We start from the raw sequence: 25901 nt of genomic DNA, 5'->3' as shown, positions 1-25901 counted from the left end.
ACGGAGGTCGCCGGTTGATACGCGGCGGAACGGTTCTCCGGTTCATTCCGCTCCCCTTTTCCCGCGTTTTCTCCGGGTCTTTTCGCAGGCAGCGCCGAACGCGCGCGCCGGTCGCGGCGCGCTTTCCGCAGGGCGGTGTCACCGCGGTGCCGGCACGCGGTGGCGCGGGGCCGGCGGGCGGCCCGGCGCCGGCCGCTCGGCCGGGCCGCCCGCCGCCGGTCACGCCGGGCTCACCCGCAGGGCCAGGGCGGGGCACATCGCGATGGCGCGCTGCACGTCGCGCTCCATCCAGGACGGGATCTCGGTGCCCAGCACCTGCGGGAACCCGTAGCGGTCGAGCTGGATCAACTCCGGCAGCAGGTACGCGCACAGGCCGTGCCCGTCGCAGCGCCCCCAGTCGATGGCGACCCTGCCCTCGGAGCCCTTGGGCACGGGCAGCGGCAGCACGCCGAACGTCTTCATGCCGCAGTCGCCGCCGCGCATGTGCATCTCGATGTCGGCGGCGAAGGCGTCGAGCGCCGACACGACGAACTTGGCGGTGCCGTCGGGGTGCGTGCAGGCGCCGCGGCCCCGCCCGATCCCGGCGGCCCGCCGCACGTCGTCGGGGATGGCGGCCCCGGACTTCAGCGCGTTCAGCGTGCGCACGATCTCCGGCAGGCCGAGCCGGCACGGGCCGCACTGCCCCGCCGAGTCGCGCGCCAGGTACGACACGATGCGGGTGACCTCTCCGAGCGGGCACGTCCCCTCGGTGAGCGGCACGATGATGCCCGCACCGACCGTCCCGCCGACCTTGCGCATCCCCTTGCGGGACAGCACCGCCATGTTCACCTTCTGCTGGTCCAGCCACAGGCCGTGGTAGCCGCCGACGAGCACGGCCGGACCGGGCGGGACGTCGCAGTAGTCCAGGACGGTCCGCAGCGGGGTGCCGAGCGGCGCCTCGACGACCTTGGTGCCCCCGATGGTCAGCAGCGTCGTGCCGGGCTCGTCCTCGGTGCCGGCCGAGGCGTACAGGTCGGGGCCCAGCGAGGTCAGCACCGCCAGCTGAGCGAACGTCTCGGTGTTGGACAGCAGGGTGGGGCAGCCGTCCACGCCGCGTTCGGCGGCGCGGACCTTGCGGGTCGGCGGCACCGGCATCTCGCCGTTGATGGCGTTGATGACCGCGCCGGCCTGGCCGGAGATGAACCGCTCGGCCAGCAGCACCACCCGGGCGGGCATGCGCCGCTCGGTGATGGCGGCGCGGATCGACCGGGCGGCCTCCTCGCTCTCCACGGCCACCACGATGCGCCGGGTGCCGAGCGCGGTGGCGGCGATCTCGGCCCCGTCCAGCACCAGGTGCGGGGCCCGGGTGAGCAGCACCTTGTCCTTGTAGCTGGCGGGCTCGCCCTCGGCGCCGTTGACCACGACCACCGCGTCCTCGCTGTCGCGGCGGTCGTCGCGCTCCTCGCCGGGCAGCAGGTCGGTCTGGTCGGCCGACGGGTACCGGATCCGCGCCGCCACCGCCATGATCTTGCGGGCGAACGGGAAGCCGGCGCCGCCGCGGCCGCGCAGGTCGACCTGCTCGCACATCTTGACCAGGTCCTCCAGCATCGGCGTGTGCAGCTTGCCGTGCACGGCCAGGTGCCGGTTGAGGTCCAGGCGCTCGAAGCGGTCGAAGCCGAGCGTCAGCCGGGGCCCGCCGATGTTGCCGACGGTGATCGCGGAGGTGGACGTCATCGCACCGCCTCACCTCCGCCGCCCGCCCGCGACGCCGGCAGCGGGTCGGCCGCGCCGGGCGCCTGGACGACGGTGCGCGGCGCCACGGTGGACGGGTCGGTCATGCCCTGGCCGACGTAGCGGATCTCGCGCGGCTTGCCCGCCGCGAACAGCCGCGTGACCAGGGCCAGGAAGACCGCGCCCGCGCACATGATGTAGCTGAGGTTCACCCAGTTCGCCGCGGCGCGCCCGGCGGTGAGCCCGTGCACCAGGGCCAGCGGCCAGGCGACGTAGGCGATCGCGTGCATGGACCGCCACACCCACGGCGCGCCGCCGCGGAAGGCGAACCGGACGCGCAGCACCCCGGTCAGCCCGAGGAACATCATCATCTCCATGGCCAGGGTGCCGAGCCCGATCGGGCCGAAGGTGGGCACCACGATCTGCATCGGGGAGGCCAGCCCGCCGAGCACCTTGACGGTGAAGTGCGCGATCACGCACGTCACCGACAGCAGGGACGCGGCCCGGTGCACGCCCTGGATGAGCACCCGGTGCCGGATGTGCAGGATGAACCGGTCGGTGGCCAGCAGGCCGGTGACCACGGCGGCGGTCAGCGTCAGCAGCGTGAACACGCCCACGTAGTAGTTCAGGAACGCCTGCACCTTGCCGGCCGCGGCGGCGCCCGGCGGGGTGGCCGCTCCCACCAGCACCAGTACCGAGGCGAGCGCGATGGCCCACAGCGCCCAGGACGGCAGGACGGGCTCGTCGCTACTGCGGATCTTCACTGGTCGAACTCCTATCCGGTGTTGCGGGAGGCGCGGAGTTTTCCTGTTCGGCTCCGGCATCGTTGCCCCCGCCGTTGCCGTCGCCGTTCGCGTTGCCGTTGCCGCGTCCGGGCGCCTCGTCGCCGCCCTGGCCCGTGGACGCGGAGTCGTCGGCGGGTGCGACCGGCCCGAGGTTGGCCAGCAGCCCGCCGGGAAGCACCTGCATCGCCCCGCGCTGGGCGAACCCCAGCAACGGGTCGGCCTGCTCGCGGAACGTCCAGCCGCCGATCCGCGCGCCCTCCAGCGGCACCCCTTCGGCGCCGCGGCGCAGGCCGAACTGCACTTCGGCGCGCGGAGCGGGCGCACCGCCGCAGGGCCGCGCCGTACCGGTCCGTCCGAGCGGGTCGCCGCGCTTGACCACGCTGCCGTCCCGCAGCGCGGCGACGTTGCGCATCCGGTAGTAGACGCTGGCCAGGCCGCTGTTGTGCAGCACCATGACCAGCGCATTGCCCGCCCCGTCGCGGCAGATGCGGTAGAACCGGCCGTCGCCCGCGGCCAGCACCCGCCCGTCCCCGCCGGAGAACGCCAGGGTGCCGAGCGGCCGGCCCGGCTGCGCCCCGCTCTCGGCGGCCGTGCCCATCGACCAGATCTCGCCGATCTTCCAGGGCAGCATGAGCCGGTCCGCGGCGCGGGACCCGTTGGTCGCGATGGCGGCCTGCTGGGCGGTGACGGAGCTGAAGCGGGCCAGCGCCGCGGCCTCGTCCGCCGACATCAGCCCGGCGGGCACCCGGCCGAGCTGCGCGGCGAACGCGCCGGAGCCCGACAGCGCGGTCTGCCAGCGGCCCAGCGACCAGCGCGCCACGAAGAACGCCACCTCGGGCATCGCCGAGCGGGTGGCCGGCACCGGCAGTGCGGTGGTGCCGAACGCCCAGGTGCGGTCGGCGCTCATCCGGATGGTCGCGACGACGGGCTGCCCGGCGGGCTCGGCCCCGTACGCCTCCCGGGCCGCCGGGCCGCGCTGCAGCAGGGTGACGCGGCGGACCTGCGCGGTCAGCGCCCCCACGTCGGGCGCGGTCGGCGTGGACGCGCTGGGGTTCTGCGCGGGGCGCGCCGGGGACGCGCTGCGCTGCGGCGCGGCCGACCGGTCGCGCGCCGAAGGCAGCGCGCCCGCGGAGCCGGCCTGCTGCGGCGTGCCGATGGGGCCGCCCTCCAGGACGGCGCGTTCCACGACCGCGAGCAGCGCCAGGCCGACGACGATGGACAGCGTCAGCGCGCCCGCGCTCAGCCGGTCGGTCTGGCCGAACTTGATCCGCGGGCGCGGCGCCGCCGGGGCGCCGTCGTCCCGCCGCCGCGGCCGGTCCGGGGTCCGCGCGGCCTTCGCGCCCCGCCGCTGCTTGCCGCCGCGCCGCCGGTGCCCGTCCGCCCGCTCGCGTGCCGTCCGGGCGGGCGGGCGCCCCTCGGCCGCGAGCGTGCGGGGGCGCGGCGGGAGGTCGCGCGGGTCGTAGCCCAGGTCGGGGGCCGTGGCGGTGAGGTCCGGGTACGGGGCTGCTCCCAGGGCCGGGCCCGCGGACGCGGGGAAGGGGCCGCCGGCCGTGAAGCGCGCGCTGGGGTGCTGTTCGGGAGAGCGCCGTTCGCTGAGGGGACGCGCCAAGGCGCTCCGGTCGCGGCCGGGCGGCTCGGAGCGCCGGGTGGAGCGCCGCCGGGGAAGCTCGGGCGGCGGTTCGGTGAAGGACGGTCCGGGCAGTCGCCCGGGGGGCGGCTCGTCCGGTGGGCGCCCGCCGAACAGCCACTCCTCGGCCGCCCCGGACGAGCGGGAACGCTGCGGGCGCGTCCCCTGCCGCTGCCGCCGGTTCCGGGACCGCCGGCGGCCGCCCGGCTGGTCATCCCAGAAGCGCGCGTACGCCTCCGCCTGTGCGTACGCGTCTTCCTGCGCATTCGCAGAGGTCTCGTGCGGAGACACGTATGCCGTCCGCGGCGACGCATAGGTGAAGCCTTGAGACGCATGCCTGCCGTCGCGTTGCGCCATGCCCCTCTCCTGTCGAAGGAGGCGGAGCGCTCGGCGAACGCAGGCGTAAGGCCCCTACCGCGCCGGGCCCGCTCATACCCGGCGCCGGTTCCCTGAGACAGTGCGGCCGCCACACCGGGAGCCCGCTCTACTCCCGTGGCGTCCGAGGCGTCCCCCTTCGCCGGGGTCGGCCCGCACCCACGGAGCATACGCCCCATGAGCCACTTCGATGTGCACCGGTCACGAAAAATCGGCGTTCGCCAGTGCCATACGCACGAAGGCGGTCAGATGTTCACGCATTTCGGCGGCCGCTTCCGGACCGTCCACGGGAGTGCGGAACAGCTCGGCGAGCTGCGGAAACGCCAGGGGTATCAAGGCCAGGCCGATCAGTGTGAGCAGCAGCCGCCCGATCTCGTGCGACGGCTCGCGCCCCAGGTGCGCGGCCAGCGAGTCGATCTTGTCCTGGCAGTGCGCGATCCGCCGCCGCTGCTCGGGCAGACTCTCGGTGCGGCCGTACAGCCCCTCCCACAGCAGCAGCCGCGCCAGGTCGGGGTGCTCGCGGTAGTAGTCGAACATCCGCCCCACCCACCCGGCCGGGTCGTCGCCCGGCAGCGCGGTGACCTCGACCAGCTCGTCCAGCGCGGTCTCGATCACGGCGTCGAACAGCTTCTCCTTGCTGCCGAAGTAGCCGTAGATCCGCTCCTTGTTGACGCCGGCCCGGCGCGCGATGCGGTCCACCCGAGCGCCGGCGATGCCGCGCTCGGCGAACTCCTCGCGGGCGGCGGCGAGCAGTGCCAGCCGGGTGGACTCGGCGCGCGGCGAGGCGGCCCTGCCGGGCGCGGCGGAGGTGGACGGGACGTGATCGCTGGGCATGGGGGACATGATAGCCAGCATTGGCCACCAACCGGTTGGTTGACTCCCAACCGGTTGGTTGGTTACCGTCGCCGAGCATGGAGTGCACTACGTCCCCACCGATGGCGTCCGCCGCCTCCGCCGACCGGAGCCGCTACGCCCCCGCCGTCCGGACGGCGGCGGTGCTGGGCCTCACCGCACTGCTGGCCACCTCGCAGCTGTACGGGATGATCCCGCTACTCGGCCCGGCCGCCGCGGGCTGGCATGCCGGTGCGGCGTCGCTGACCTGGCTGGTCAGCGTCTTCGGGCTCGGGTACGCGGCCGGCTTCCTGCTGTTCGGCCCGCTGTCGGACCGGTTCGGGCGCCGCCGCGTCATCGTCGCCGGCATCGCCGCCACGGCCGTCACCACGGGGCTGGTGGCGGCGGCCCCCGGCCCGCACGCCGCGCTGGCCCTGCGCGTGCTGCAGGGGGTGACGACCGGCGCGTTCCCGCCCGTGGCCATGGCCTACATCGCCGAACGCGTCGCCCCCCGCCACCGGCTCACCACCGTGACCCTGCTGACCACCGGGTTCCTGTCGGCCGCGGTGGTCGGGCAGCTGGTCGCGCAGGGGCTGGCCGCGGCGCTGGACTGGCGCGCGTTCTTCTTCGCCGGCGCCGCCGCGTTCACCCTGCTCGCCGTCGTCCTGTCCCGGGTGCTGCTGCCGGACGAGCCGCGCGCCGGCGGCTCCCCGCTGGACGCCTACCGCGCCATGCCCACGCTGCTGGTCAGGCGCGACCTGCTGCCGCTCTACCTGGCCACGACCACGGTGCTGGCCGCGTTCGTCGCGGTCTACACCGGACTGCAGCTGACCGGCACGACCGGGCTGCTCGAACTGCGGGCGAGCGCGCTGCCGGTGATCCTGGCCGTGCCGTTCCTCGCCTCGCGGCTGTCGCGCGTGCCCGCCCCCGCGCGGCTGGCCCTGGCCCTCGCCACGGCGGCGGCGGGTGTGGCCCTGGTCGGCCTGCTGCACCCCGGCACGCTCGGGCTGGCGCTGCTGCTCATGCTGGTCACCGCGGGCATCGCGGTCGCCGTCCCCACCCTGATCGACACGATCGGGTCCCGGGCCGGCGCCGCCCGCGCGCCCGCCGTCTCGCTCTACTCGGCGCTGCTGTTCGCCGGGGCCAGCCTGGGCCCGCAGATCGCCGGGGCGCTGGCCGCGCACGGCCTGGCCGTGCTCGGTTTCGCGCTGTCCGCCCTGCTCGCGGCGGGTGCGGTGGTGGCGCTGGCCCGCCCGCGCACCGCCGGCCCCGCCCGCTCCGGCCGGTGATCACGGCCTTAGCACTGTCTGATTTGTCGCTTAAATGGGCTTTAACGGGGTTCGCGGCGCCATCCGCCCGCCCTAGCGTCGGGAACGTCATCGGTCGCCGGCGCAACGGAGGAGGTGCCCCGATGAACGACCCTCGCAGCGGGGCGGCCCACCCCTTCTCCCGTCCCGCCGCGGCCGCATGCCGGGGCCGCGCCCCGGGCTCCCGTCCACGCACCCCCGATCCCGCCGGGCCGGCCCGTCCACACCGGGCGCCCGCCTCCAGGTCCTCCCCCACGCAGGGCGCCGGGGACGGCACCGCCGGGATCACCCGCCCTCCTCGGCAAGGGGCCGCGTGGAACTGGTCGACGGGAGCCGGGGCGGCCCCACCCGCGCGCCGCCGGCGCTTCGCCGCGGTCCCCTGACCGGCCGGTTCCGCGACGGGCGCCCCACCGACGGCGCGGCGGCGGGGACCCCGCGGAACCGGCCCCTATGCGATCACGGGTTGAGCAGCGCGTCGAGACGGGCGGCCTGCACGTCCCACCGCCACTCGGCCTCCACCCAGGCGCGTCCGCGCTGCCCCATCTCCCGGGCCCTGCCCGGGTCGCGGAGCAGGCCGACCACGGCGGCGGCCACCGCGGGCACCGAACGCCCCCGCACGACCACGCCCGTCTCGCCGTCCAGCACCGCGTCGGGCGCGCCGCCGGAATCCCCCGCGACGACGGGCAGCCCCGTGGCGGACGCCTCCAGGTAGACGATGCCGAGCCCTTCGACGTCCAGCCCCCTGCGGCGGGTGCGGCACGGCATGGCGAACACGTCGCCCGCGTCGTAGTGCGCGGGCAGCTCCTCCCACGGCACGCTGCCGGTGAACACCACCGCGTCGGCCACGCCCAGCGAAGCGGCCAGGCGCTCGAGCCGAGGACGGTACGGCCCCCCGCCGACGAGCAGCAACGCCGCGTCCGGCACCTCCCGCCGCACGCGGGGCCAGGCGTGGATGAGCGCGTCCTGCCCCTTGCGCGGCACCAGCCGCGACACGCACACGACGACGGGACGGCCCGTCAGCCCGTACCGTTCGCGGATCCGCTCGCCCCCCGCGCCGGGGAAGAAGACCTTCTCGTCCACGCCCGGGGCCAGACGGGACATGCGCGCGGCGGCAGCAGGAGACAGCGCCCGCGCCATACGCGACCGGGTGTACTCCCCCAGGTACGTCAGCACGTCCACGGTGTCGCCGATACGGTGCAGCACCCGGCGCGCCACCGGAAGCGACGCCCATCCGGCCTCGTGCCCGTGGGTGACGCCGACGAACCGCTCCACCCCGTACCGGCGCAGCGGCGCGGCGAGCAGCCCCAGCGGGGCGGCGGCCCCGAACAGCACCGAGTCGCACCCCTCCGCCCGGGCGATGTCGCCCGCGCGGCGCAGCACGGCCGGCTCGGGCAGCATCAGCGACGTGGGGTGCCGCACCACCGGGAACGGCTGCGCGGCGTCGAACGCCGCCGCCCCCTTCCAGGCGGGCGCGTACACCACGACCGAGCCGGCCGGGCGCCGCAGCGCCAGGTTGTGCACGAACGCCTGGATGCCGCCCGGCCGCGGCGGGAAGTCGTTGGTGACGACGAGGGTGCGCGTGGAGTTCATGGACCTGTCGGTGAGTCGGATGACGCGAGGGCCCGCCACCATGCGCGGTGACGGGCCCTCGTCGTGGTGTTACGGCGGATGCTAGCGGCTGAGCTCCTTCTGCTCGGCGCCGCTGTGCTCCGCGCCCTCGACCTCGTGGTGCTCGCCGTGGTGGCCCTTGTCCTCGACGGGGATGTCGTCGAAGGTCCAGGCCCGCTGGAGCCGCGAGCGCAGGAAGCCCATCGGGCCCTTGGTGCCCGGAGCGGGGACGCCGGACGCGTCCACCGCCGGGGCCTCCGGCTTGGCGTTCTCCTTGCTCAGGATGACGATCTTGTCGTCCTCCTTGACCGGAGTGTGCCGCTCGCTGAACTTGCCCTCGGGCGACATGACGATGATGCCGCTCTCCACGCCGTGGTCGATCACCGCCGCGTCCTTGCGCTGCAGGCCCAGGCAGATCCGCTTGGTGACGATGTACGCCAGGACCGGCCCGATGAAGATCGCGAACCGGAAGAACCACGTGGTCGCGAACAGCGAGACGTGGAACCGCTCGGCGAGCAGGTCGTTGGCGCCCGCCAGCCACAGCAGCCCGTAGAAGGTGACGGCCGCCATGCCCACGCCGGTGCGGACCGGGGCGTTGCGCGGACGCTCGTTGACGTGGTGGCTGCGGTTGTCGCCGGTCACCCACCGTTCGATGAACGGCCACGCGGCCGCACCGCCGAACACCAGGCCCAGCGGCAGCAGCGCGGGGATCAGCACGTTCAGGCTCAGCGTGTGGCCCGCGGCGGTGATCTCCCAGTTGGGCATGATGCGCAGCGAGCCCTCGAGCACGCCCATGTAGAAGTCGGGCTGCGAGCCCGCCGAGATGGCGCCCGGGTCGTACGGCCCGAACAGCCAGATCGGGTTGATCTGGGTGAGCGTCGACAGCAGCGCCAGCACCCCGAAGGTGAACAGGAAGTAGGCGCCCGTCTTGGCCATGAACACCGGGTAGAACGGGTAGCCGTAGACCTGCTGCTCGGTCTGGTTGCGGGTCGGCATCGCGGTGTGCTTCTGATGCCACATGATCATCATGTGCGCCGTGACCAGCGCCAGGATGATGCCCGGGATCAGCAGCACGTGCAGGGTGAACAGGCGCGGGATCAGGTCGCCGTTGTCGCCCTCGGGGAACTCGCCGCCGAACAGGAACATGTAACCGTAGGTGCCGACGAGCGGGATCGCCTCGAGCACGCCCTGGGTGATGCGCAGACCGGTGCCCGACAGCAGGTCGTCCGGCAGCGAGTAGCCGAACAGGCCCTCCACCATGCCCAGCGTGAACATGCCGATGCCGATCAGCCAGTTCAGCTCGCGCGGCTTGCGGTAGGCGCCGGTGAAGAACACCCGCAGCATGTGCGCCATGATCGACGCCATGAACAGGATGGCGGCCCAGTGGTGCAGCTGCCGCATGAGCAGGCCGCCGCGCACGTCGAAGCTGATGTGCAGCGCCGAGGCGTACGCCTCGGACATCTTCACGCCGTTGAGCTTGGTGTACGACCCGTTGTAGATCACCTCGTGCATGCTCGGCTTGAACCACAGCGTGAGGAACGTGCCGGTCAGCAGGAGGATGACGAACGAGTACAGGGCGATCTCGCCCAGCATGAACGACCAGTGGTCGGGGAACACCTTGCGCGCGTTGCGCTTGAAGAACGTGGTGGACCCCAGGCGGTCGTCGAGGAAGTTCAACGACCCCTCGATTGCCTTCGGGGCGGCCGGTGCGGTCTGGCTCATCCGCGCTCCCAGAAGCTCGGCCCGATGGGCTCGGGGAAGTCGCCGGTGGCCACCAGGTAGCCCTCGTCGTCCTGGGCCAGCGGCAGCTGCGGCAGCGGCCGCGCCGCCGGCCCGAAGACGACCTTGGCCCCCTCCGTGGCGTCGAAGGTGGACTGGTGGCACGGGCACAGGATGTGGTGGGTGGTCTGCTCGTACAGCGCCGCCGGGCAGCCCACGTGCGTGCAGATCTTCGAGTAGGCCACGATCCCGTTGACGTGCCATTCCTCGCGGCCCTTGACGGGCTTGAGCTGGTCCGGCGGGATGTTGATGAGGATCGTGACCGCCTTGGCGACCTCGTTCAGCGGGTTCTCTGCGTGCTCCTCGATGCCCTCGGGCAGCACGGTGATCATGCCGCCGGGGGTGGAGAAGTCGCTGACCTTCAGCGGCTTGTTGGTGCCGTCCACCACCAGGCGCACGCCCTTCTTGCCCTCGGCCTGGGCCTTGCGGACGGCCTCGCCCCACCAGGTGTGGCGCAGCCGCTTCTCCGGCAGCGGGCCGAGGTCGCGCAGCAGCACCAGCGGCGCCAGGCCCAGCGGCGCGGCGGCCAACAGCAGCGTGCGGCGCAGCAGCGGCCGCTTGGTGATGCCGCTCTCCTGGGCGCCGTCCAGGAACGTCTTGGTGAACGCCTCCCGGGTGGCGTCGTCGGCGCGCAGCTCGTGCCGCTCCTGCACGATCGGCTTGCTGGTCATCAGGCGCCGCACCCAGATGGTGACGCCGATGGCCATGGCGAGGAACGCCAGCGTCATCGTGCCGCCGAGCCACAGGTTGGACTCGCGGGCCCGCTCGATGCCGTGCATGCCGCCGTTGCGGCCGCTCCATCCGATGTAGTAGGCGATGAACGCCACGCTGGCGGCGAAGGCGAGCAGGAAGAACGCGGCCACCACGCGCTCGGCGCGCTTGGCCGACTGCTCGTCGAGCTCCTCGCCCGCGCCCTCGGAGGCGGAGACGTCGCCCTCGGGCAGCAGCCGCCGCTCGGCGGCGGGGGACGGCGTGCCGACCACGCGTCCGGGCGCGCCGCCCTCCTCCCCCGGCCGCTGCGCGCCGCCGATGCCTTGGTCCTTGTTCTCGCTCATGACTTCTTCAGCTTCTTCGGCTTCTTCGCGGTGATCCACATCGCCGCCAGGACGAGCAGGCTGAGTCCGATCAACCAGCCCGCCAGGCCCTCGGAGACCGGGCCGACGCGGCCCAGGCCGTTACCGCCCGGGTTGGGCTCCTCGCGCGTCTTCACCAGGTAGGCGATGATGTCCCGCTTGTTCTCGGGCGTCAGCGTGGTGTCGTTGAACACCGGCATCGCCTGCGGCCCGGTCAGCATGGCCTCGTAGATCTGCGTCGGCGTCACGTCGCTGGTGTCCAGCGGCGGGGCGTACTTGCCGCCGGTCAGCGCGCCGCCCGAGCCCACGAAGTTGTGGCACTGGGCGCAGTTGGTCCGAAACAGCTTGCCGCCCGCGGCCGCGTTGCCCTTGTCCGGGTCGGTCTGCTCGGCGGTCGGCACCGAGGGGCCGCCGCCCAGCGAGGCGATGTAGGCGCGCAGGTCGGCCAGGTTCTTCTCGGCCTGGGCCTTCTGCTTCTCGGCGGCCTCGCGCTTCTCCGGCTCCTCGTAGTCGGTCTTGACGTCGACGTTGAACTCGGGGATCGGCCGTTTGCGCGGCATCTGCGCGCCCGGGTTCATCGCCGGCATCCGGCCCGTGCTGACCTGGAAGTCGACCGAGGCCGCACCGACGCCCAGCAGGCTCGGGGCGATCGCCTTGCCGTTGGCGTCCTTGGTGCCCTCGCCGTTCTGGCCGTGGCAGCTGGCGCAGTTCTTGTTGTAGAGCTGCCGGCCGTTCTGCAGATCCTCGGCTGCCTGGGCGTTACCGGCCGCCTCGGCGCGGTCGTTCTGCGGCGTGAAGCCGGCATAGAGGACGCCGATCGCCGCCAGGGCCGCCAGGACGACGGCGTAGCCCGCCCATGGGCGCCGTCGCCATGCGGTGAACCTTTTCACGGAAATCCCCGTTCGGGTCATGATCGTCGGTACGAGGGTTGGAACGTCAGATGTCGAGCAGATAGATCGCGCCGAACAGCCCGATCCACACCACGTCGACGAAGTGCCAGTAGTACGACACCACGATCGCGCTCGTCGCCTGCTCGTGGGTCCACCGCTTCGCGGCGAAGGTGCGGCCCAGGACGAACAGGAACGCGATCAGCCCACCGGTCACGTGCAGGCCGTGGAAGCCCGTGGTCATGTAGAAGACCGACCCGTACGCCGAGGAGGACAGGGTCAGGCCGTCCTTGGTGACCAGGTTGTAGTACTCGAAGCACTGGCCGGCCACGAAGTACGCGCCCATCAGGAACGACAGCACGTACCACTCGCGCAGGCCCCAGCCGCGCACGTTGAGCAGGCTACCGGAGCGGCGGACCTTGCCGGCCTCGGCCTTGAACACGCCCATCTGGCAGGTCACTGACGAGAGCACCAGGATCGTGGTGTTCAGCGCCGACAGCGGCAGGTCAAGGGGGGCGCCGGGCCACGCGTCGTGGCCCTCCTGACCGATCGTCACGGAGCGGATCGTGAAGAACATCGCGAACAGAGCCGCGAAGAACATCAGCTCGGACGACAGCCAGACGATCGTCCCCACGCTGACGAGGTTGGGACGGTTCGCCCGAGCGTGAGGTGTTGTCTCTATCGCGGTTGCTGTTGCCACGGGCAGCATTATTACGTCACCTGTCCGCTGACCCGTGCATGACCCCCCATCAGCGGCTCTTCGCGGTGTTCACACGGCGGCTCGACGGCATCGCCGCCCCCGTGGCGCACAGCCCGTCACACGGGGCCCTGGGCGCTTCCGGGCGCCGGGAGGCGGGCGGGTGTCAGCGGGTCGGCCGCCTCGCTCCCGCGCGGGCGGAACGGGTAGCCTTCTCTGCCATGAGCACCGCGCCGGAGAGCCCCGTGAAGGTTCTCGTCTACAGCGACGACGCCGACACCCGCGCCCAGATCAAGATGGCGATCGGCCGCCGGCCCGCCGCCGACCTGCCGAAGGTGGAGTACGTCGAGATCGCCACCCACCCCGCCGTGGTGGAGCGGCTGGACCGCGGCGACATCGACGTGATGGTGGTCGACGCCGAGGCGCAGCCCGCCGGGGGCCTCGGGGTGTGCCGGCAGGCCAAGGACGAGGTGTACGACTGCCCGCCGGTGCTCGCCGTCATCGCCCGGCGCGACGACGGCTGGCTGGCGACCTGGTCGCGGGCCGACGCCGTGGTGAGCCTGCCGCTGGACCCGATGGCGGTGGCCCGCGCGGTGGCCGACCTGGTGCGCAAGCGCACCGCCGACCACCTCCCGGCCGTCTAGCCGACGAGCCCTATCCGACCGCTGCACCCGCTCCGCCCGACCGCCGGCCGAGCGGAGCGGACCGACCTGCCCCTCGGGGGAACACCATGGATGCGCGCACCACCTGGCCGGCGCTGCTGGGCGCCCTGCTCGACGGAGAGTCGCTGTCCAGCGAGGAGACCGCCTGGGCCATGAACACGATCATGGCCGGGGAGGCGACCGACGTGCAGATCGCCGGGTTCGCGGTGGCCATGCGCGCCAAGGGCGAGACGGTGGCGGAGGTGTCCGGGCTGGCCGACGGCATGCTGGCCAACGCCACCGAGATCGCGGTGCCCGGCCGCATCGCCGACCTGGTCGGCACCGGCGGCGACCGCGCGCACACCGTCAACATCTCCACGATGGCGGCGGTGGTGGCGGCCGCGGCGGGCGTGCGGGTGGTCAAGCACGGCAACCGGGCGGCCTCCTCGTCGTGCGGCGCGGCCGACCTGCTGGAGGCGCTCGGCGTGGTCATCGACCTGCCGCCCCGGCACAACGCCCGGGTGGCCGAGGAGCTGGGCATCGCGTTCTGCTTCGCGCCGCTGTACCACCCGGCGTTCAAGTACGTGTCCAAGCCGCGCCGCGAACTGGGCACCCCCACGGTGTTCAACTTCCTGGGACCGCTGACCAACCCGGCCCGCCCCACCTGCCAGGCGGTGGGCGTGTTCCACCCGCGCATGGCGGGCGTCATCGCGGGCGTGTTCGCCGAGCGGGGCTGCTCGTCGCTGGTGTTCCGCGGCGACGACGGGCTCGACGAGCTGACCACCACCGGCACGTCCACGGTGTGGGTGGTGCGCGACGGCGCGGTCACCGAGACCGCCTTCGACCCGGCCGAGCTGGGCATCCCCCGGGCCAAGCCGGAGGACCTGCGCGGCGCCGACGCCGCCTACAACGCGGGGGTGGCCCGCGCGGTGTTCGCCGGCGAGCGCGGCCCCGTCCGCGACATGGTGCTGCTGAACGCGGCGGCGCTGATGGTGGCCTACGACGGCGTCCCGGCTGCCGACGGGCTCACCGCGGCGCTGGGCGAGGCGCTGGCCCGCGCCGCCGAGGCCGTCGACTCCGGCGCCGCCTCCGCCCTGCTCGACCGCTGGGTCGCCGCCACGCAGTCCCTCAAGGACTGACGCCGCCCCTCCTCCCCCGGGGGAGGGGCGCGCAGGACGGCCTTCGGCCCGCCGCGGCTCAGTCGGAGTCGGGCAGGCCGAGGGAGAAGGCCGCCTCCAGGTCGTGCTGGGAGTAGGTGCGGAAGGCGATGTGGGTCTCGGTGTCGAGGATGCCGGGGACCTTGTTGAGGCGGCCCGGGATGACGTCGTTCAGCTCCTCGTGCCGGCGCACCCGCACCATGGCGATCAGGTCGTACTCGCCGGTCACCGAGTAGACCTCGCTGACGCTGTCCAGCGCGGCGACCGCCTCGGCCACCTCGTGGATGCGCGCCACGTCGGTCTTGACGAACACGATGGCGGTGACCACCGCTACCTCCCCAGCCTCTGGTGCGGCGTCTGCGATGCGACGCCTCCGGTACGACTCCGTCGCCCGACTCTACCCGCGGCTGAGCGCGGCGATCTTGCGGGCCGGGCCCGCGCGGCGGGCCAGCAGCGCGAACAGCATGCCCGCCGCGAACCCGTAGATGTGCGCGACGTAGGCGACGTTGCTGTCGTCGTCGCCCGTCGACAGCCACTGGATGATGAACCAGTAGCCCAGCACGGTCCACACCGGCAGGCGGATCACCACGGGCATGAGCAGGCTGACGATGCGGCCGCGGGGGTTGAGCACCAGGTAGGCGCCCAGCACCCCGGCGATGGCGCCGGACGCGCCGATGAGCGGCGTGCCGCTGTCGGCGGAGGTGTAGGCGTACCCGTACACCGCGACCAGGCCGAAGGCCAGGTAGCTGAGCAAGTACCGGAGGCGGCCGAGGCGGTCCTCCACACCCTGCCCGACGACGAACAGGGCGACCAGGTTGCCGATCAGGTGCAGCGCCCCCGAGTGCAGGAACATCGAGGTGAACGCCGACACCCACGGGGTCTTGCCGTAGCTCACCGGGCCGCAGCGGCGGACGATCGACTCCGGCGGCGGCAGCTGCCGCCCGCTGGTCAGCTCCGCGGGCACGGCGCCGTGCTCCAGGACGAACTCGGCCGCGCGGCACTCGCGGGCCCGGCCCTCCCCGTACCAGGTGGCGAAGTTCGCCATGGGGGTGAGCAGGTACACGATGACGTTCACCGCCACCAGCGTGTAGGTGACCCAGGGCACCCTGCGGGTCGGCTGGCTGTCGTACAGCGGCAGGGCCATGCGCGGGGGGATTCCTTCCGTAGGGTTGATGGAGCGCCGTAGGGATGATGGAGCGCCGGAGGGACGACGGAGCGCCGAGGGGACGGTGGAGCGCCGGATCAGTCCGCCACCCTAGCGGGCCGCGGCGCCGTCAGCGCAGAGGGCGCGGGGACCCGTGGTCCTCGGGGTCGGGTTTCACGTAGGCGGCCTCGATCCGGGGGCGCACCCCTTCGGCGCCGTGCGCCGGACAGCTCCACTCCCCCTGCACCTCGGCGAGGCGGGCGCCGGGCGAGTCGAGCCAGCGCAGCACGCACTCCATCTCCTCGGCGCCGGCGGCGCCCGCGGGGCCCGGCCCGGGGAACACGGTCTCGGCGGTGGCGACGAGGGCGTCGATGTAGGGGCGGGGGTGGGCGCGCGGCGGGATCGTCCCGGCCGCGGCGAGCCTGCCGTAGCGCACCACGGCCAGCTCCCAGCCGCCGTCGAACGCGGGACGCGCGGCCACCAGCTGGGCGCAGCGGGCGAGCGCGGCCAGGCGCTGGCTGCGCGCGGCGGCGCGGACGAACGCGGCGAGCCGGTCGCGCTGGGCGGCGGCCTCCTCGTAGCGCAGCTCGGCGGCGAGGCGGTCGATGCGCGCCTGCGCCGCGGCGACGACGGGGCGCACGTCGCCCGCCATGGCCGACCGGACGGCGGCGGCGTGGCCGGCGTAGGCGTCGGCGCTCTGCCGGCCCTCGCACGGGGCGCCGCAGCGGCCGAGGTCGGCGAGCACGCAGGTGCGGGCCCGTCCGGCGGCGATGATCCGGGGGGTGAGCCGCTGGGTGCACTGGCGCAGCGGGACGGCCTCGTGCAGCGCGGCGCGGGCCTCCTCGGCCTGCCGCCGGGACGAGATCGGCCCCAGGTAGGCGGCGCCGTCGTCGCGGCACTCGCGCACGATCGACAGCCGCGGGAACGGCTCGGCGGTCAGCTTGAGCCACACCGAGCGCTCGGGGAACTTGGAGCGGCGGTTGTAGCGGGGCTTGTGCTCGGCGATGAGCCGCAGCTCGCGGACCTCGGCCTCCAGGCCGGTGGCGCACACGACGGTGCGGACGCGTTCGGCCAGGCCGACCATCTCGCGCACGCGCAGCCGGGTCTCCGAGCCGGTGAAGTAGCTGCGCACGCGCGAGCGCAGGTCGCCGCTCTTGCCGACGTACAGCACCTCGCCGCGGGCGTCCTCGAACAGGTAGACGCCGGGGGCGCGGGGCACGTCGGCGGCCAGGTGGCGCTTGCGGCGCTGCTCGGGGGTGGGCGCCTTGGCGAAGCCGCGCAGCTCCTCCAGCGAGTGCACGCCGAGGGAGCCGAGCCGCTCGATGAGCCCGTGCAGCACGTCGACGGTGGCGCGGGCGTCGGCGAGCGCGCGGTGGCGGGGTGCGGCGCCGGTGCGGAAGAAGCGCGCCAGGGTGTCGAGCTTGCAGTTGGGCACCTCGTCGCGGGTGAGCACGCGGCGGGCCAGGTCGACGGTGTCGACGACGGTGAAGGCGGGCCAGGTGTAGCCGTGGGCGTTGCAGGCGGCCTTGAGGAAGGAGATGTCGAACCCGGCGTTGTGCGCCACCAGCACGGCGCCCCGGGCGAACTCCAGGAACGCGGGGAGCACCGCCTCGATGCGGGGGGCGGCGGCCACCATGGCCTGGGTGATGCCGGTGAGCGCGGTGATGAACGGCGGGATGGGGGCGCCCGGGTCGACGAGCGTGCCGAACTCCCCCAGCGGTTCGCCGCCGCGGACCTTGACCGCGCCGATCTCGGTGATGGCCGAGTCGCCGGGCGAGCCGCCGGTGGTCTCCAGGTCGACCACGACGAAGGTGACCTCGGCGAGGGGCGTGCCGAGGTCGTCGAGGGTGCCCTGGACGCCGTGGGACGGGACGGGTGCGCCGCGGGAGGCGGGACCGCGTTGGCGGGGCACAGCAGTCATGCCGGTGACCGTAGAGGACGCCACCGACAGTGCCGGTGCCGCTAGTGTGGACACCGCCGGAACGCACCGTGCGGCCGCTGTGCCCTCGGGGGGCGGGCGCGGACCGGCCGAACCCCTGCCTGAGGGCGCCTGCGGGCTCCTCGGGGCCGCACGGGGGTCGGGGGATCACGCGTTCGCGCTGGTTAAGGTGCATGGCGCCCGGGAACAGAATGCGCACCGGGGGTCATTTCGGCCTGGGAGGAGCAAGACCATCGACAGCGGCCCGGATCCGGACGAGCGGCTCGCCCGTCCCCTCCCCGAGGCGGTCCGGCAGCATGTCGTCGAGGCCGCCGCGGAGCTGATCGGCACCCTTGCGCCCGACGAGGTGCCCGCTCCGCTGCGCCCGTTCGCCCGGTTCGAGCGGCGCAAGCGCGCCAAGTTCGCCGCGCCGCACATCGCGGCGCTGCTGGAGAAGGACGAGGCGTTCCGGCGCCGCGTCGCCGAGCCGCTGCGCGCCGGGCAGGCCGAGCTGGCCGAGGCGCTGGAGGCCGGGCGGGTGCCGCCGGCTGCCGATCCGGCGCGGGTGGCGGCGCTGGCGTACCTGCTGCGGCCGGACGGCTGGACGCGGCAGGTGGAGGCGGCGCGCGAGGACCTGGAGCGGTCCGCCACCGCCTCGGAGGAGGCCGCGGCCGAGCGGCGCGTCGCGGCGCTGCGCGAGGAGCTGGCGGCGCTGCGCGCGGCGCGGGCGGCCGAGACGGACAAGCTGCGGGCCGAGCTGCGCGAGGCCAAGGCCGAGATCGCCGATCTGCGGCGCAAGCTGCACGAGGCGCGCATGAAGGCGCGCACGGTGCGCGAGCAGGCCGATGCGGCGGTGGCCGCGGCCGAGCGGCGGCTGGCGGCGGCGCTGGATTCGGCGGCGGCCGACGCCAAGGAGGTGCGGCGGCTGCGCGTGCGGCTGGAGCAGGCCGAGGCCAACGCCGAGGCGGCCCGCCGCGCCGCCCGGGAGGGCCGCAACATCGACGACGTGCGGCTGCGCATCCTGCTGGACGCGCTGGTGGACGCCGCGCAGGGGGTGCGGCGGGAGCTGGCGCTGCCGTCCACGATCGGCCGCCCGGCCGACGCGGTGGGCGGGGTGGCGCCGGACCGGCAGGCGCTGCGGGCGCTGCCCGGCCGGTCGCTGTCGGACGACGATCCGCAGCTGCTGGACCGGCTGCTGACGCTGCCGCAGGTGCATCTGGTGGTGGACGGCTACAACGTCACCAAGACCGGTTACGGGGAGCTGCCGCTGTCGGACCAGCGGGTCCGGCTGCTGTCGGGGCTGGGCGGCCTGGCGGCGCAGACCCGCGCCGAGGTGACGTGCGTGTTCGACGGCGCCGCGCTGGACGCCCCGGTGGCGATCAACCCGCCGCGCGGGGTGCGGGTGCTGTTCAGCCGTCCCGGGCAGACCGCCGATGAGCTGATCGGCGAGCTGGTGCGGGCCGAGCCGTCGGGCCGGGCGATCGTGGTGGTGTCGTCCGACCGGGAGGTGGCCGACGCGGCCCGCCGGGCGGGGGCCCGGCCGGCTCCGTCCACCCTGCTGCTGCGCCGCCTGGGCCGCGCCTGAGCGTTCAGCGATCATGCTGTGACGCAATGCGATCATGTGGCGAATATGCAGTGCAAGTAGTGACGAATCGGTTGTGACGGGTGTGCCTCATCGCTAGTGTCGTCGGCTGATGTCATGGACGAGAGGGGCATAACCGACCGTGACCAGTCATATGACCGGGGCTCCCGCGGCGGACTCGCGAGGCCCACGGAATCTCTTCGGGGGGCGGCTCGCCCCCCGGCGCCTGGTGGCGACCGCCTGCCTCACCGTGGCGGCGTCCCTGACGGTGCCCATGGCGACGGCGCACGCCGACCCGACGCCGAGCGCGGCCGACGCCCGTAAGAAGCTCACCAAGCTCAACGAGCAGGTCGAGCAGCTGGTCGAGAAGTACAACCAGGTCGGCGAAGAGCTCAAGATCGCCAAGCGCAAGCTGAAGGCGACCAAGAAGGCCGGCGCGGACGAGCAGAAGACCTTCAACGAGCTGCGCCAGAAGATCGCCGAGATGGCGGCCGCCGCGTACAAGAACGGCGACACCGGCGGCGTCGTCGGGTTCGCCGCGGCGGACGACCCGCAGAAGATCCTCGACCAGTCCGCGGTCATCTCGCACCTGTCCCGCAACCGCAGCTCGGAGCTGGACCAGTTCCTGGCCTCGACGCAGCGGCTGCGCCGGGAGCAGGCGCAGGCCCAGGCGGCCTACGACGAGGTCGTCAAGAAGGCCAAGGAGCTGAAGGAGAAGAAGGCCGAGGTCGAGAAGTCGATCGCGGCGCAGAAGAAGCTGCTGGCCAAGCTGGGCGAGACCGCCGACAAGCCCGGCACGGGCAGCGGGGCCACCTACAACGGCCCGGCCAGCGGGTCGGCGCGCACGGCGATCCAGTTCGCCTACGCGCAGCTCGGCAAGCCGTACCAGTACGGCGCCGAGGGGCCCAACTCCTACGACTGCTCGGGGCTGACGATGCGGGCCTGGGGCGCCGCCGGGGTGAACCTGCCGCGCGTCACCAACAGCCAGTACGCCGCCACCCGCCGCGTGTCGTTCGACGCGCTGCAGCCCGGCGACCTGGTGTTCTTCAACAGCCTCGGGCACGTGGGGCTGTACATCGGCGGCGGCAAGATGATCCACGCGCCGCGCACCGGGAAGAACGTGGAGATCGTTTCGATTACCTCGGGCTACTACCGGACGAACTTCTACGGCGCCGGGCGGGTCTGACGGCCCGCGCCCCTCGTCCCCGCCCCGTCTTCCCGGCTACGGTCCAGGTCGGACGCGCTCCGACCTGGACCGTAGATCTTTTTGTCGGGTATTTGCCTATCCGTTGCTCTTTGGTACTTTGTGACCGCTTGCGACGCCGGCCAGGCGCCGTACCAGCACCGACGTCTGGACGTCACCCTGCGGCACCAGCCAGGTGCCGCGCCCCGCAGCGGCACCCCGTGCCGCGTCTCTCCTCCGCGGCATCCGCCAGATGCCGTCCCCCGCTCGCCGGTCCCAGGCCGCACGTGCGCACGCCCCGGTGTGCATGGCTCCGGTAGTGCGCCACGCAGGCCCACCGGGCCCGGCCGGACGGACCCCGCACCCGGGGCCCGTCCTCATCCGATCCCGGACAAGTTCATCGCCGCTTGACCGCCGAGTCCGCCCCTGGGACCAGGGGTGGAGCCGGGGACCCACCGAGCCGGCGCCCGCGGGCCCGTCCATACGGGCCGTGGCCGGCTCCGGGGTGAATCGGCGCCCGTCCCCCGCCCCCGGAAGGCGAGGGCACACGCGCCGTAGGTCGACTTCCACGACCGAACCCGTCAGCTAACCCGGTAGGCGTCTGGAAGGAGTGAGCGCCACCTTAGAACTCTTTGTGCCGACAGCGACCGCCGCCCCGGTATTCCGGCGGTCTGCATCTTCCCGGGTCCATGACGGACCGAACCACAGTCTCTTTGCGCGGCGTGGCCGTCCCCCACGGGCGGCCACGCCGCTTCGTCCTGCGCCCAAGGCCCCCGCGTGCGCGGCACCCCCGCATAGGATCGCCCGCATGAAGGACGACGACGGCCGCCCCGGGACCGACGGGCCGCCGCCCCGCCGGATCTCGCGCCGCGCGGCCGTCATCGCCACCGCCGCCGCCCTGGCGGGATGCCTGTCGGCGGGGCTCGGCCTGACCGCCGCCGGGTCCGACGCGCCCGCCCGCACCACGGTCTCCGCGACGCCCACCGCCGTGCCCGACGCGCGCGCGGTCGCGGCCGTCCTGGCCAACCGCACGCGCGCCGTGCGCGAACGCGACCGCACCGCCTTCATGGCCACGGTCGCCACCGCTCCGGCCGCGTACCGCGACGCCCAGGGCCGCTTGTTCGACAACCTGCTGCGGCTTCCGCTGGCGTCGTGGAGCGAGACGCTCGACCGCATCGAACCCGGCTCCGCCGTGGCCCGCGTGCGGCTGAGCTACCGTCTGCGCGGCTTCGACGACGAACCCGTCGTCCGCACCCGCTACCTGGCGTTCGCACCGCGTGCGGGCTCCTGGACGATCGCGGGCGACGGTTCCGCGCGCGGCCTGGCCGACGACGCCGACATCTTCGACGGCGGCCCGCTCACCGTGGTGCGGGGCGGCCACACCCTCGTGGTGGGCGACGGACCGCGCCTGCAGGAGATCGCGCACCGCCTGGACGCGGCCGTGCCCGTCGTCTCCGGCGTCGTGGGCAGCGGCGGCTGGCGGCGGCGCACCGTCGCGCTGGTGCCCGCGGACGCCCGGCTGGCCTCCGCGCTGGCCGGGCCGTCGCAGGACCTCGACCGGATCGCCGCCGTCGCGACCGTGGCGCCCACCGCGCAGGGGCCGGGCGCCGACCGCGTGGTCGTGTCCCCCGCCGCGTTCGCCCGCCTGAACGAGCTGGGCCGCGACGTCGTGCTGACGCACGAGCTGACCCACGTGGCCACCGGCGGCGCACGCGACGGCCGCACCCCGCTGTGGCTGATCGAGGGCCTGGCCGACTACGTCGGCTACCTGCGGGCGGACATCGGCGTCCGGTCGGCGGCCCGCGAGCTGCGCGCCGAGGTCGCCGCCGGGCGGCTGCCCGCCGGGCTGCCCGGCCGCGCCGACTTCGCCGGCTCCTCGCCGCGGCTGTCGCAGGCGTACCAGGAGGCGTGGCTGGCGTGCCGGATGATCGCCGAGCGGTACGGTGAGGCCGCGCTGGTCCGGCTCTACCGGGCCGCCGGCCGCATACCGGAGGACACCGCGCTGCGCGAGACGCTGGGCGTCGGCCGGGACCGCCTCACCGCGCTGTGGCGCGGCTACCTCCGCGAGGAGCTGGGCTGACGGAACGGGCGACGGGGCAGGACGACAGGGCAAGACGACGGAGCAGGACGACAGAGCAGGACGACGGAGCAGGACGACGGAGCAGGACGACAGGGCAGGGCCGGCGGCATCGGACCGGCGGCGGGACGGCGTGTGCGGAGGCGAGGCAGTGAGCGGCGAACGCGGCGAGAACACGGCGGACGCACCGGCGCGGGCCGCCCGGGCGGACGACCCGCCGACCCGGACGGCGCAGGGCGCGCAGCGGCGCACCGGGCCGCGGGTGGCGGCGGCGGTCGCGTCGGTGGTGCTGTTCGCCGCCGTCGGCGTCGTGCTGGCCGTCACCACACCGTGGAACCCGCTGCCCGGGCACGTCCCCGGCGGGCACACCGCCCCCGACCCGGCCCTCGACTTCACCCCCGCCCAGATCGAACGGTCCCGGGCGTTCGACGCGGCCCTGGCCCCGCCCGCGTACGCGGGTCTGCTCGTCGGCCTCGCCCTCGTGCTCGTCCTGGGGCTGACACCGCTGGGGTCGCGGTTCCTGAACCGGGCGACGGCCCGGCTGCCCTGGTGGCCGCTGCGCGTGGCCGCGGCGGCGCTGGCACTGACGGCGGTCGTGCGGCTCGTGGGGCTGCCGTTCGACGCCTGGAGCGAGTCGGTGCTGCACCGCTACGGGCTGTCCACCCAGCCGTGGCCGTCGTGGCTGACCGACCAGCTCAAGTCGCTGGGCGTCACCTGGGTGATCTGGACTGTGGCGCTGGCGCTGCTGTACCTGCTGATGCGGCGCTTCCCGCGCTGGTGGTGGGCCGGGGCCGCGGCGGGCGGGTTCCTGCTGGTGGTCGGCGCGTCGTTCGTGTACCCGGTGGCGGTCGAGCCGCTGTTCAACAAGTTCCACTCGCTGCCCGCCGGGCCGCTGCGCAGCGAACTGCTGGCGATGGCCGAACGCGACGGCGTCCCGGTGACCGACGTGCTGGTGGCCGACGCGTCGCGGCGCACCACCGCGCTCAACGCCTACGTCTCCGGGTTCGGGTCCACGCGGCGCATCGTCGTCTACGACACCCTGCTCAAGAGCGCCCCGCCCGAGCAGGTCGAATCGATCGTGGCGCACGAGCTGGGGCACGCCGACAACGACGACGTGCTCCACGGCACGCTCATCGGCGCGCTGGCCGTCTCCGGGGGGATCTGCCTGCTGTACCTGCTGCTGACCTCGCCGCGGCTGCGCAGACGCGCGGGCGTCGACGGCGGCGGCCTGGCGGACGCCCGCTCGGCCGCGCTCGTGCTGGCCCTGGTGACGGTGGCCGTCCAGGTCGGCGCTCCCGTGCAGAACCTCGTCAGCAGGCACATCGAGGCCCGCGCCGACGCGCACTCCCTCGACCTGACCCGCGACCCGGCCACATTTGTGTCGATGCAGCGCGAACTGTCGGTGCGCAACATTTCCGACCTGCGTCCCGACCCGGTGGAGTACGTGCTGTGGCGAACGCACCCGGCCGGCCCGCAGCGCATCGCCATGGCCCGCGACTGGGCGCGCATGCACGGCGCGGCCGAGCCTCCCCCGCTCAATCGCCGGTAGCGGTCCCGCGGCCCCCGTGCGCACCCGGGGACGAGCGCGGGCCGGCCTGGCTGGGCGCCTGCACGGTGCTCCGCACGGGGGTGCTGCCGTTCGGCCCCACCAGCAGCGACCGGTTCAGCGCGCTGCCCCTCACCCAGTCGTCCCACTTCATCTGCCAGTACCCCCAGCCGTTGTCGGGCTCCAGCTCGCGCGAGCTTCCCGTCACCGTCAGCGGGTCGCCCCGGTAGACGAAGTCGTAGAACCAGCGCGCGTTCTCCGGGCTGGCGTTGACGCACCCGTGGCTGACGTTCTCCGACCCCTGCGAGCCCACGGACCAGGGGGCGCTGTGCACGTACTCGCCGCTGTTGGAGATGCGGACGGCGTAGTAGACGACCTGGCGGTAGTAGTCGGGGCAGTCCGGTCCGCACCCCACCGTGGACGAGTCCATGATGACCGGGTTGCCCTTCTCCATGGTCAGGTGCACGCCGTTGGTGGTGGTGTACTTCTCGATGCCGCCGCGGCCCATGCTGATGGGGATGGTGCGGACCAGGCGGCCGTTGCGCATCACCCACATCTGGTGGCTGTCCTCGTCGGCCCGGATGATGTGCTGGTCGCCGACGCGGAAGCGCACGTCGAGGTTCCTGGTGCCGTACAGCCCGCCGCCGGCGTGCAAGCCGCTCAGGTGCGCCCGGAACCTCACGTCGGTCTGGGCGGGCCAGTAGTTCCTGGTGCGGAACACCAGGCTCTGGCCGTCGAACCAGTGCCAGGCGCCCTCCACCGGCCTGGACGAGGTCAGCTCCAGTGCGCGCTCCACGGCGGCGCGGTCGGTCACCTCCTGCTCGAAGCGCAGCACGATGGGCATGCCGACGCCCACGGTCTCGCCGTGGTCGGGCGCGGAGAGGGCCGCCTCCAGGGTCCGGTCGGGCCGGGCGGTGCCGAATACGCTGGTGACCGTGCGCGTCCTGCCGTCGCGGCCGACGGCGGTGGCGACGACGGTGTAGTGGGTGTCCGGGTCGAGCGTCCAGCGGGACCGCCACCGGTCGCGCTCGCGGTTCAGCCCGCCCTCGACGCGGGTGCCCTTCGTCGTCACGGTGACGTTCTCTATGGTGCCGTTGCGGGCCCGCACGTCGATCGGGCTGTCGGGCCGGATCAGCGCGCTGCCGTCCGCGGGGGTCACCTCCAGGCGCACCGCCTCGCGCGGGTCCGGTCCGCGTTCGCCGCCGTCGCAGGCGGCCGCGCCGCCCGCGACCGCGAGCACCGCGCCGAGCAGCAGCGCCGTCCGCCGCGGGCGCGGACCCGCCGGGCCGCACCGCCGCCGGACGGTCGCGGCGGGCCGTCCGACGCCCCTCGTCCCCCAGCTCCCGACGCGCACCGTGCCCCCCCGATCGCATGTCACCGTCGGCAAACATTCCTCACGAAACGTGCACGACGATCATTATGCGGAAAGCCGGGACCCGTCCGGTAGACGGGTCCCGGCCCTCGACGGCTTTCTTTGCCGATCGCTGGGGCGATCAGCACGCCGCCCTTGCGGAAGACGGAGCGGATGTTGACGCCCGTCCCCCGGCGGGTGCGGCGGGGATCAGTGCGAGAAGTGGCCCCGGTAGTACTCGAACACCAGGCCGATCGAGGTGAGCAGCGTGGCGGCCACCCCGAGGATCACCAGCCACCAGCCGAACACCATGCCCAGCGTGATCGCCGCGGCGGACAGCGCCAGGAACAGCGGCCACCAGCTGTGCGGGCTGAAGAAGCCCAGCTCGCCCGCGGCGTCGGCGATCTCGCCCTCCGGGTCGTCCTCGTACAGCGGGCCGCCGTTGGCCTTCTCCAGCCGGCGGACGGTGAAGTGGATGTAGAACCCGATCAGGCCCGCCAGGCCGATGGCCAGGGCCAGCGCCGTGGTGCCGGTCCAGTCCTTGGACCACAGCCAGTAGACGACGTCGGCGGCGAGGAAGAAGACCGCGCATCCGTAGAACATGAACGCCTGTACGCGCATCG

At 73.8% G+C, this 25901-nt stretch carries 21 protein-coding genes and 1 riboswitch; of the genes, 7 read left to right on the top strand and 14 right to left on the bottom strand.

What is annotated here, in order from left to right:
• Window positions 1-219: 219 nt before the first annotated feature.
• From QSK22_RS03520 to QSK22_RS03505, 4 genes are all read right to left on the bottom strand, one after another.
• Window positions 220-1713, bottom strand: a complete 1494-nt coding sequence (locus tag QSK22_RS03520) for an NADH-quinone oxidoreductase subunit NuoF family protein (protein ID WP_285492472.1) — start codon at window positions 1711-1713, stop codon at window positions 220-222.
• Entirely contained in the window at window positions 1710-2474 is a 765-nt protein-coding gene (locus QSK22_RS03515; RefSeq protein WP_285492471.1) for a ferric reductase-like transmembrane domain-containing protein, read from the bottom strand. Before QSK22_RS03515 ends, QSK22_RS03520 begins: the two co-directional genes overlap by 4 nt.
• Window positions 2458-4479, bottom strand: coding sequence for a M23 family metallopeptidase (locus QSK22_RS03510; RefSeq protein WP_285492470.1), 2022 nt, complete (start codon window positions 4477-4479; stop codon window positions 2458-2460). Before QSK22_RS03510 ends, QSK22_RS03515 begins: the two co-directional genes overlap by 17 nt.
• A 219-nt stretch (window positions 4480-4698) precedes the next feature.
• Complete coding sequence (locus tag QSK22_RS03505) at window positions 4699-5331, bottom strand: TetR/AcrR family transcriptional regulator (protein ID WP_285492469.1); 633 nt, start codon at window positions 5329-5331, stop codon at window positions 4699-4701.
• A 77-nt stretch (window positions 5332-5408) separates the two neighbouring features.
• On the opposite strand from QSK22_RS03505, the gene QSK22_RS03500 reads away from it, so the two are divergent.
• The gene (locus tag QSK22_RS03500) at window positions 5409-6617 is read left to right on the top strand and encodes an MFS transporter (RefSeq protein ID WP_285492468.1); all 1209 of its coding nucleotides are present in this window, start codon (window positions 5409-5411) and stop codon (window positions 6615-6617) included.
• A 474-nt stretch (window positions 6618-7091) separates the two neighbouring features.
• Here the strand turns inward: QSK22_RS03500 and QSK22_RS03495 are convergent, their stop codons facing one another.
• The 5 genes from QSK22_RS03495 to ctaE all read right to left on the bottom strand — a co-directional run bounded on the left by QSK22_RS03495 (window position 7092) and on the right by ctaE (window position 12691).
• Window positions 7092-8225: a glycosyltransferase family 4 protein gene (locus QSK22_RS03495; RefSeq protein WP_285492467.1), complete on the bottom strand. Its 1134-nt coding sequence runs from the start codon at window positions 8223-8225 to the stop codon at window positions 7092-7094.
• Between the two features lie 81 nt (window positions 8226-8306).
• A complete protein-coding gene (gene qcrB / locus QSK22_RS03490; protein WP_285492466.1) occupies window positions 8307-9965 on the bottom strand; it encodes a cytochrome bc1 complex cytochrome b subunit in 1659 nt (552 codons plus the stop codon).
• Complete coding sequence (gene qcrA, locus QSK22_RS03485) at window positions 9962-11077, bottom strand: cytochrome bc1 complex Rieske iron-sulfur subunit (protein WP_285492465.1); 1116 nt, start codon at window positions 11075-11077, stop codon at window positions 9962-9964. The genes qcrB and qcrA overlap by 4 nt, the downstream gene beginning before the upstream one ends.
• Window positions 11074-11985, bottom strand: coding sequence for a cytochrome bc1 complex diheme cytochrome c subunit (gene qcrC, locus QSK22_RS03480; RefSeq protein ID WP_285492464.1), 912 nt, complete (start codon window positions 11983-11985; stop codon window positions 11074-11076). Before qcrC ends, qcrA begins: the two co-directional genes overlap by 4 nt.
• Window positions 11986-12031: 46 nt before the next feature.
• Window positions 12032-12691: an aa3-type cytochrome oxidase subunit III gene (ctaE, locus tag QSK22_RS03475; RefSeq protein ID WP_352231404.1), complete on the bottom strand. Its 660-nt coding sequence runs from the start codon at window positions 12689-12691 to the stop codon at window positions 12032-12034.
• 209 nt (window positions 12692-12900) lie between these two features.
• Here ctaE and QSK22_RS03470 point away from each other — a divergent pair, with 209 nt between their 5' ends.
• Window positions 12901-13323 carry a hypothetical protein gene (locus QSK22_RS03470; protein ID WP_285492462.1) on the top strand — a complete coding sequence of 141 codons (423 nt, stop codon included), beginning with the start codon at window positions 12901-12903 and terminating at the stop codon, window positions 13321-13323.
• Window positions 13324-13409: 86 nt separating this feature from the next.
• Window positions 13410-14459, top strand: a complete 1050-nt coding sequence (gene trpD / locus QSK22_RS03465) for an anthranilate phosphoribosyltransferase (RefSeq protein ID WP_285492461.1) — start codon at window positions 13410-13412, stop codon at window positions 14457-14459.
• 58 nt (window positions 14460-14517) lie between these two features.
• Here the strand turns inward: trpD and QSK22_RS03460 are convergent, their stop codons facing one another.
• From QSK22_RS03460 to QSK22_RS03450, 3 genes are all read right to left on the bottom strand, one after another.
• A complete protein-coding gene (locus QSK22_RS03460) occupies window positions 14518-14805 on the bottom strand; it encodes an Lrp/AsnC family transcriptional regulator (protein WP_285492460.1) in 288 nt (95 codons plus the stop codon).
• A 69-nt stretch (window positions 14806-14874) separates the two neighbouring features.
• Window positions 14875-15621, bottom strand: a complete 747-nt coding sequence (locus QSK22_RS03455; RefSeq protein ID WP_285492459.1) for a rhomboid family intramembrane serine protease — start codon at window positions 15619-15621, stop codon at window positions 14875-14877.
• Between the two features lie 130 nt (window positions 15622-15751).
• Window positions 15752-17542, bottom strand: a complete 1791-nt coding sequence (locus tag QSK22_RS03450) for a DEDD exonuclease domain-containing protein (protein WP_285492458.1) — start codon at window positions 17540-17542, stop codon at window positions 15752-15754.
• A gap of 187 nt (window positions 17543-17729) precedes the next feature.
• Between QSK22_RS03450 and QSK22_RS03445 the strand changes: the two genes are divergently transcribed.
• The 4 genes from QSK22_RS03445 (at window position 17730) to QSK22_RS03430 (ending at window position 23930) form a co-directional block, all read left to right on the top strand.
• On the top strand, window positions 17730-19124 hold the full coding sequence (locus tag QSK22_RS03445) for an NYN domain-containing protein (RefSeq protein ID WP_285492457.1): 1395 nt from the start codon (window positions 17730-17732) through the stop codon (window positions 19122-19124).
• A 271-nt stretch (window positions 19125-19395) separates the two neighbouring features.
• The gene (locus QSK22_RS03440; protein WP_285492456.1) at window positions 19396-20307 is read left to right on the top strand and encodes a C40 family peptidase; all 912 of its coding nucleotides are present in this window, start codon (window positions 19396-19398) and stop codon (window positions 20305-20307) included.
• Window positions 20308-20706: 399 nt separating this feature from the next.
• A riboswitch (cyclic di-AMP (ydaO/yuaA leader) is annotated at window positions 20707-20919 on the top strand.
• Window positions 20920-21112: 193 nt separating this feature from the next.
• Window positions 21113-22384 (top strand): hypothetical protein, encoded by a 1272-nt coding sequence (locus QSK22_RS03435; protein ID WP_285492455.1) that lies wholly within the window; start codon window positions 21113-21115, stop codon window positions 22382-22384.
• A gap of 148 nt (window positions 22385-22532) precedes the next feature.
• The gene (locus QSK22_RS03430; protein ID WP_285492454.1) at window positions 22533-23930 is read left to right on the top strand and encodes a M48 family metallopeptidase; all 1398 of its coding nucleotides are present in this window, start codon (window positions 22533-22535) and stop codon (window positions 23928-23930) included.
• On the opposite strand, the gene QSK22_RS03425 is transcribed toward QSK22_RS03430, so the two are convergent.
• A complete protein-coding gene (locus QSK22_RS03425; RefSeq protein ID WP_285492453.1) occupies window positions 23917-25281 on the bottom strand; it encodes a L,D-transpeptidase in 1365 nt (454 codons plus the stop codon). The genes QSK22_RS03430 and QSK22_RS03425 overlap by 14 nt on opposite strands.
• A 207-nt stretch (window positions 25282-25488) precedes the next feature.
• Complete coding sequence (locus tag QSK22_RS03420; protein WP_285492452.1) at window positions 25489-25899, bottom strand: cytochrome c oxidase subunit 4; 411 nt, start codon at window positions 25897-25899, stop codon at window positions 25489-25491.
• Window positions 25900-25901: the final 2 nt, after the last annotated feature.

Origin of the sequence: Actinomadura sp. NBRC 104425 (genome assembly GCF_030269545.1) — a bacterium.
Lineage (GTDB): Bacteria > Actinomycetota > Actinomycetes > Streptosporangiales > Streptosporangiaceae > Spirillospora > Spirillospora keratinilytica.
The sequence above is the reverse complement of the archived record's forward strand: the minus strand, read 5'-3'. Positions and strand labels throughout refer to the sequence as shown.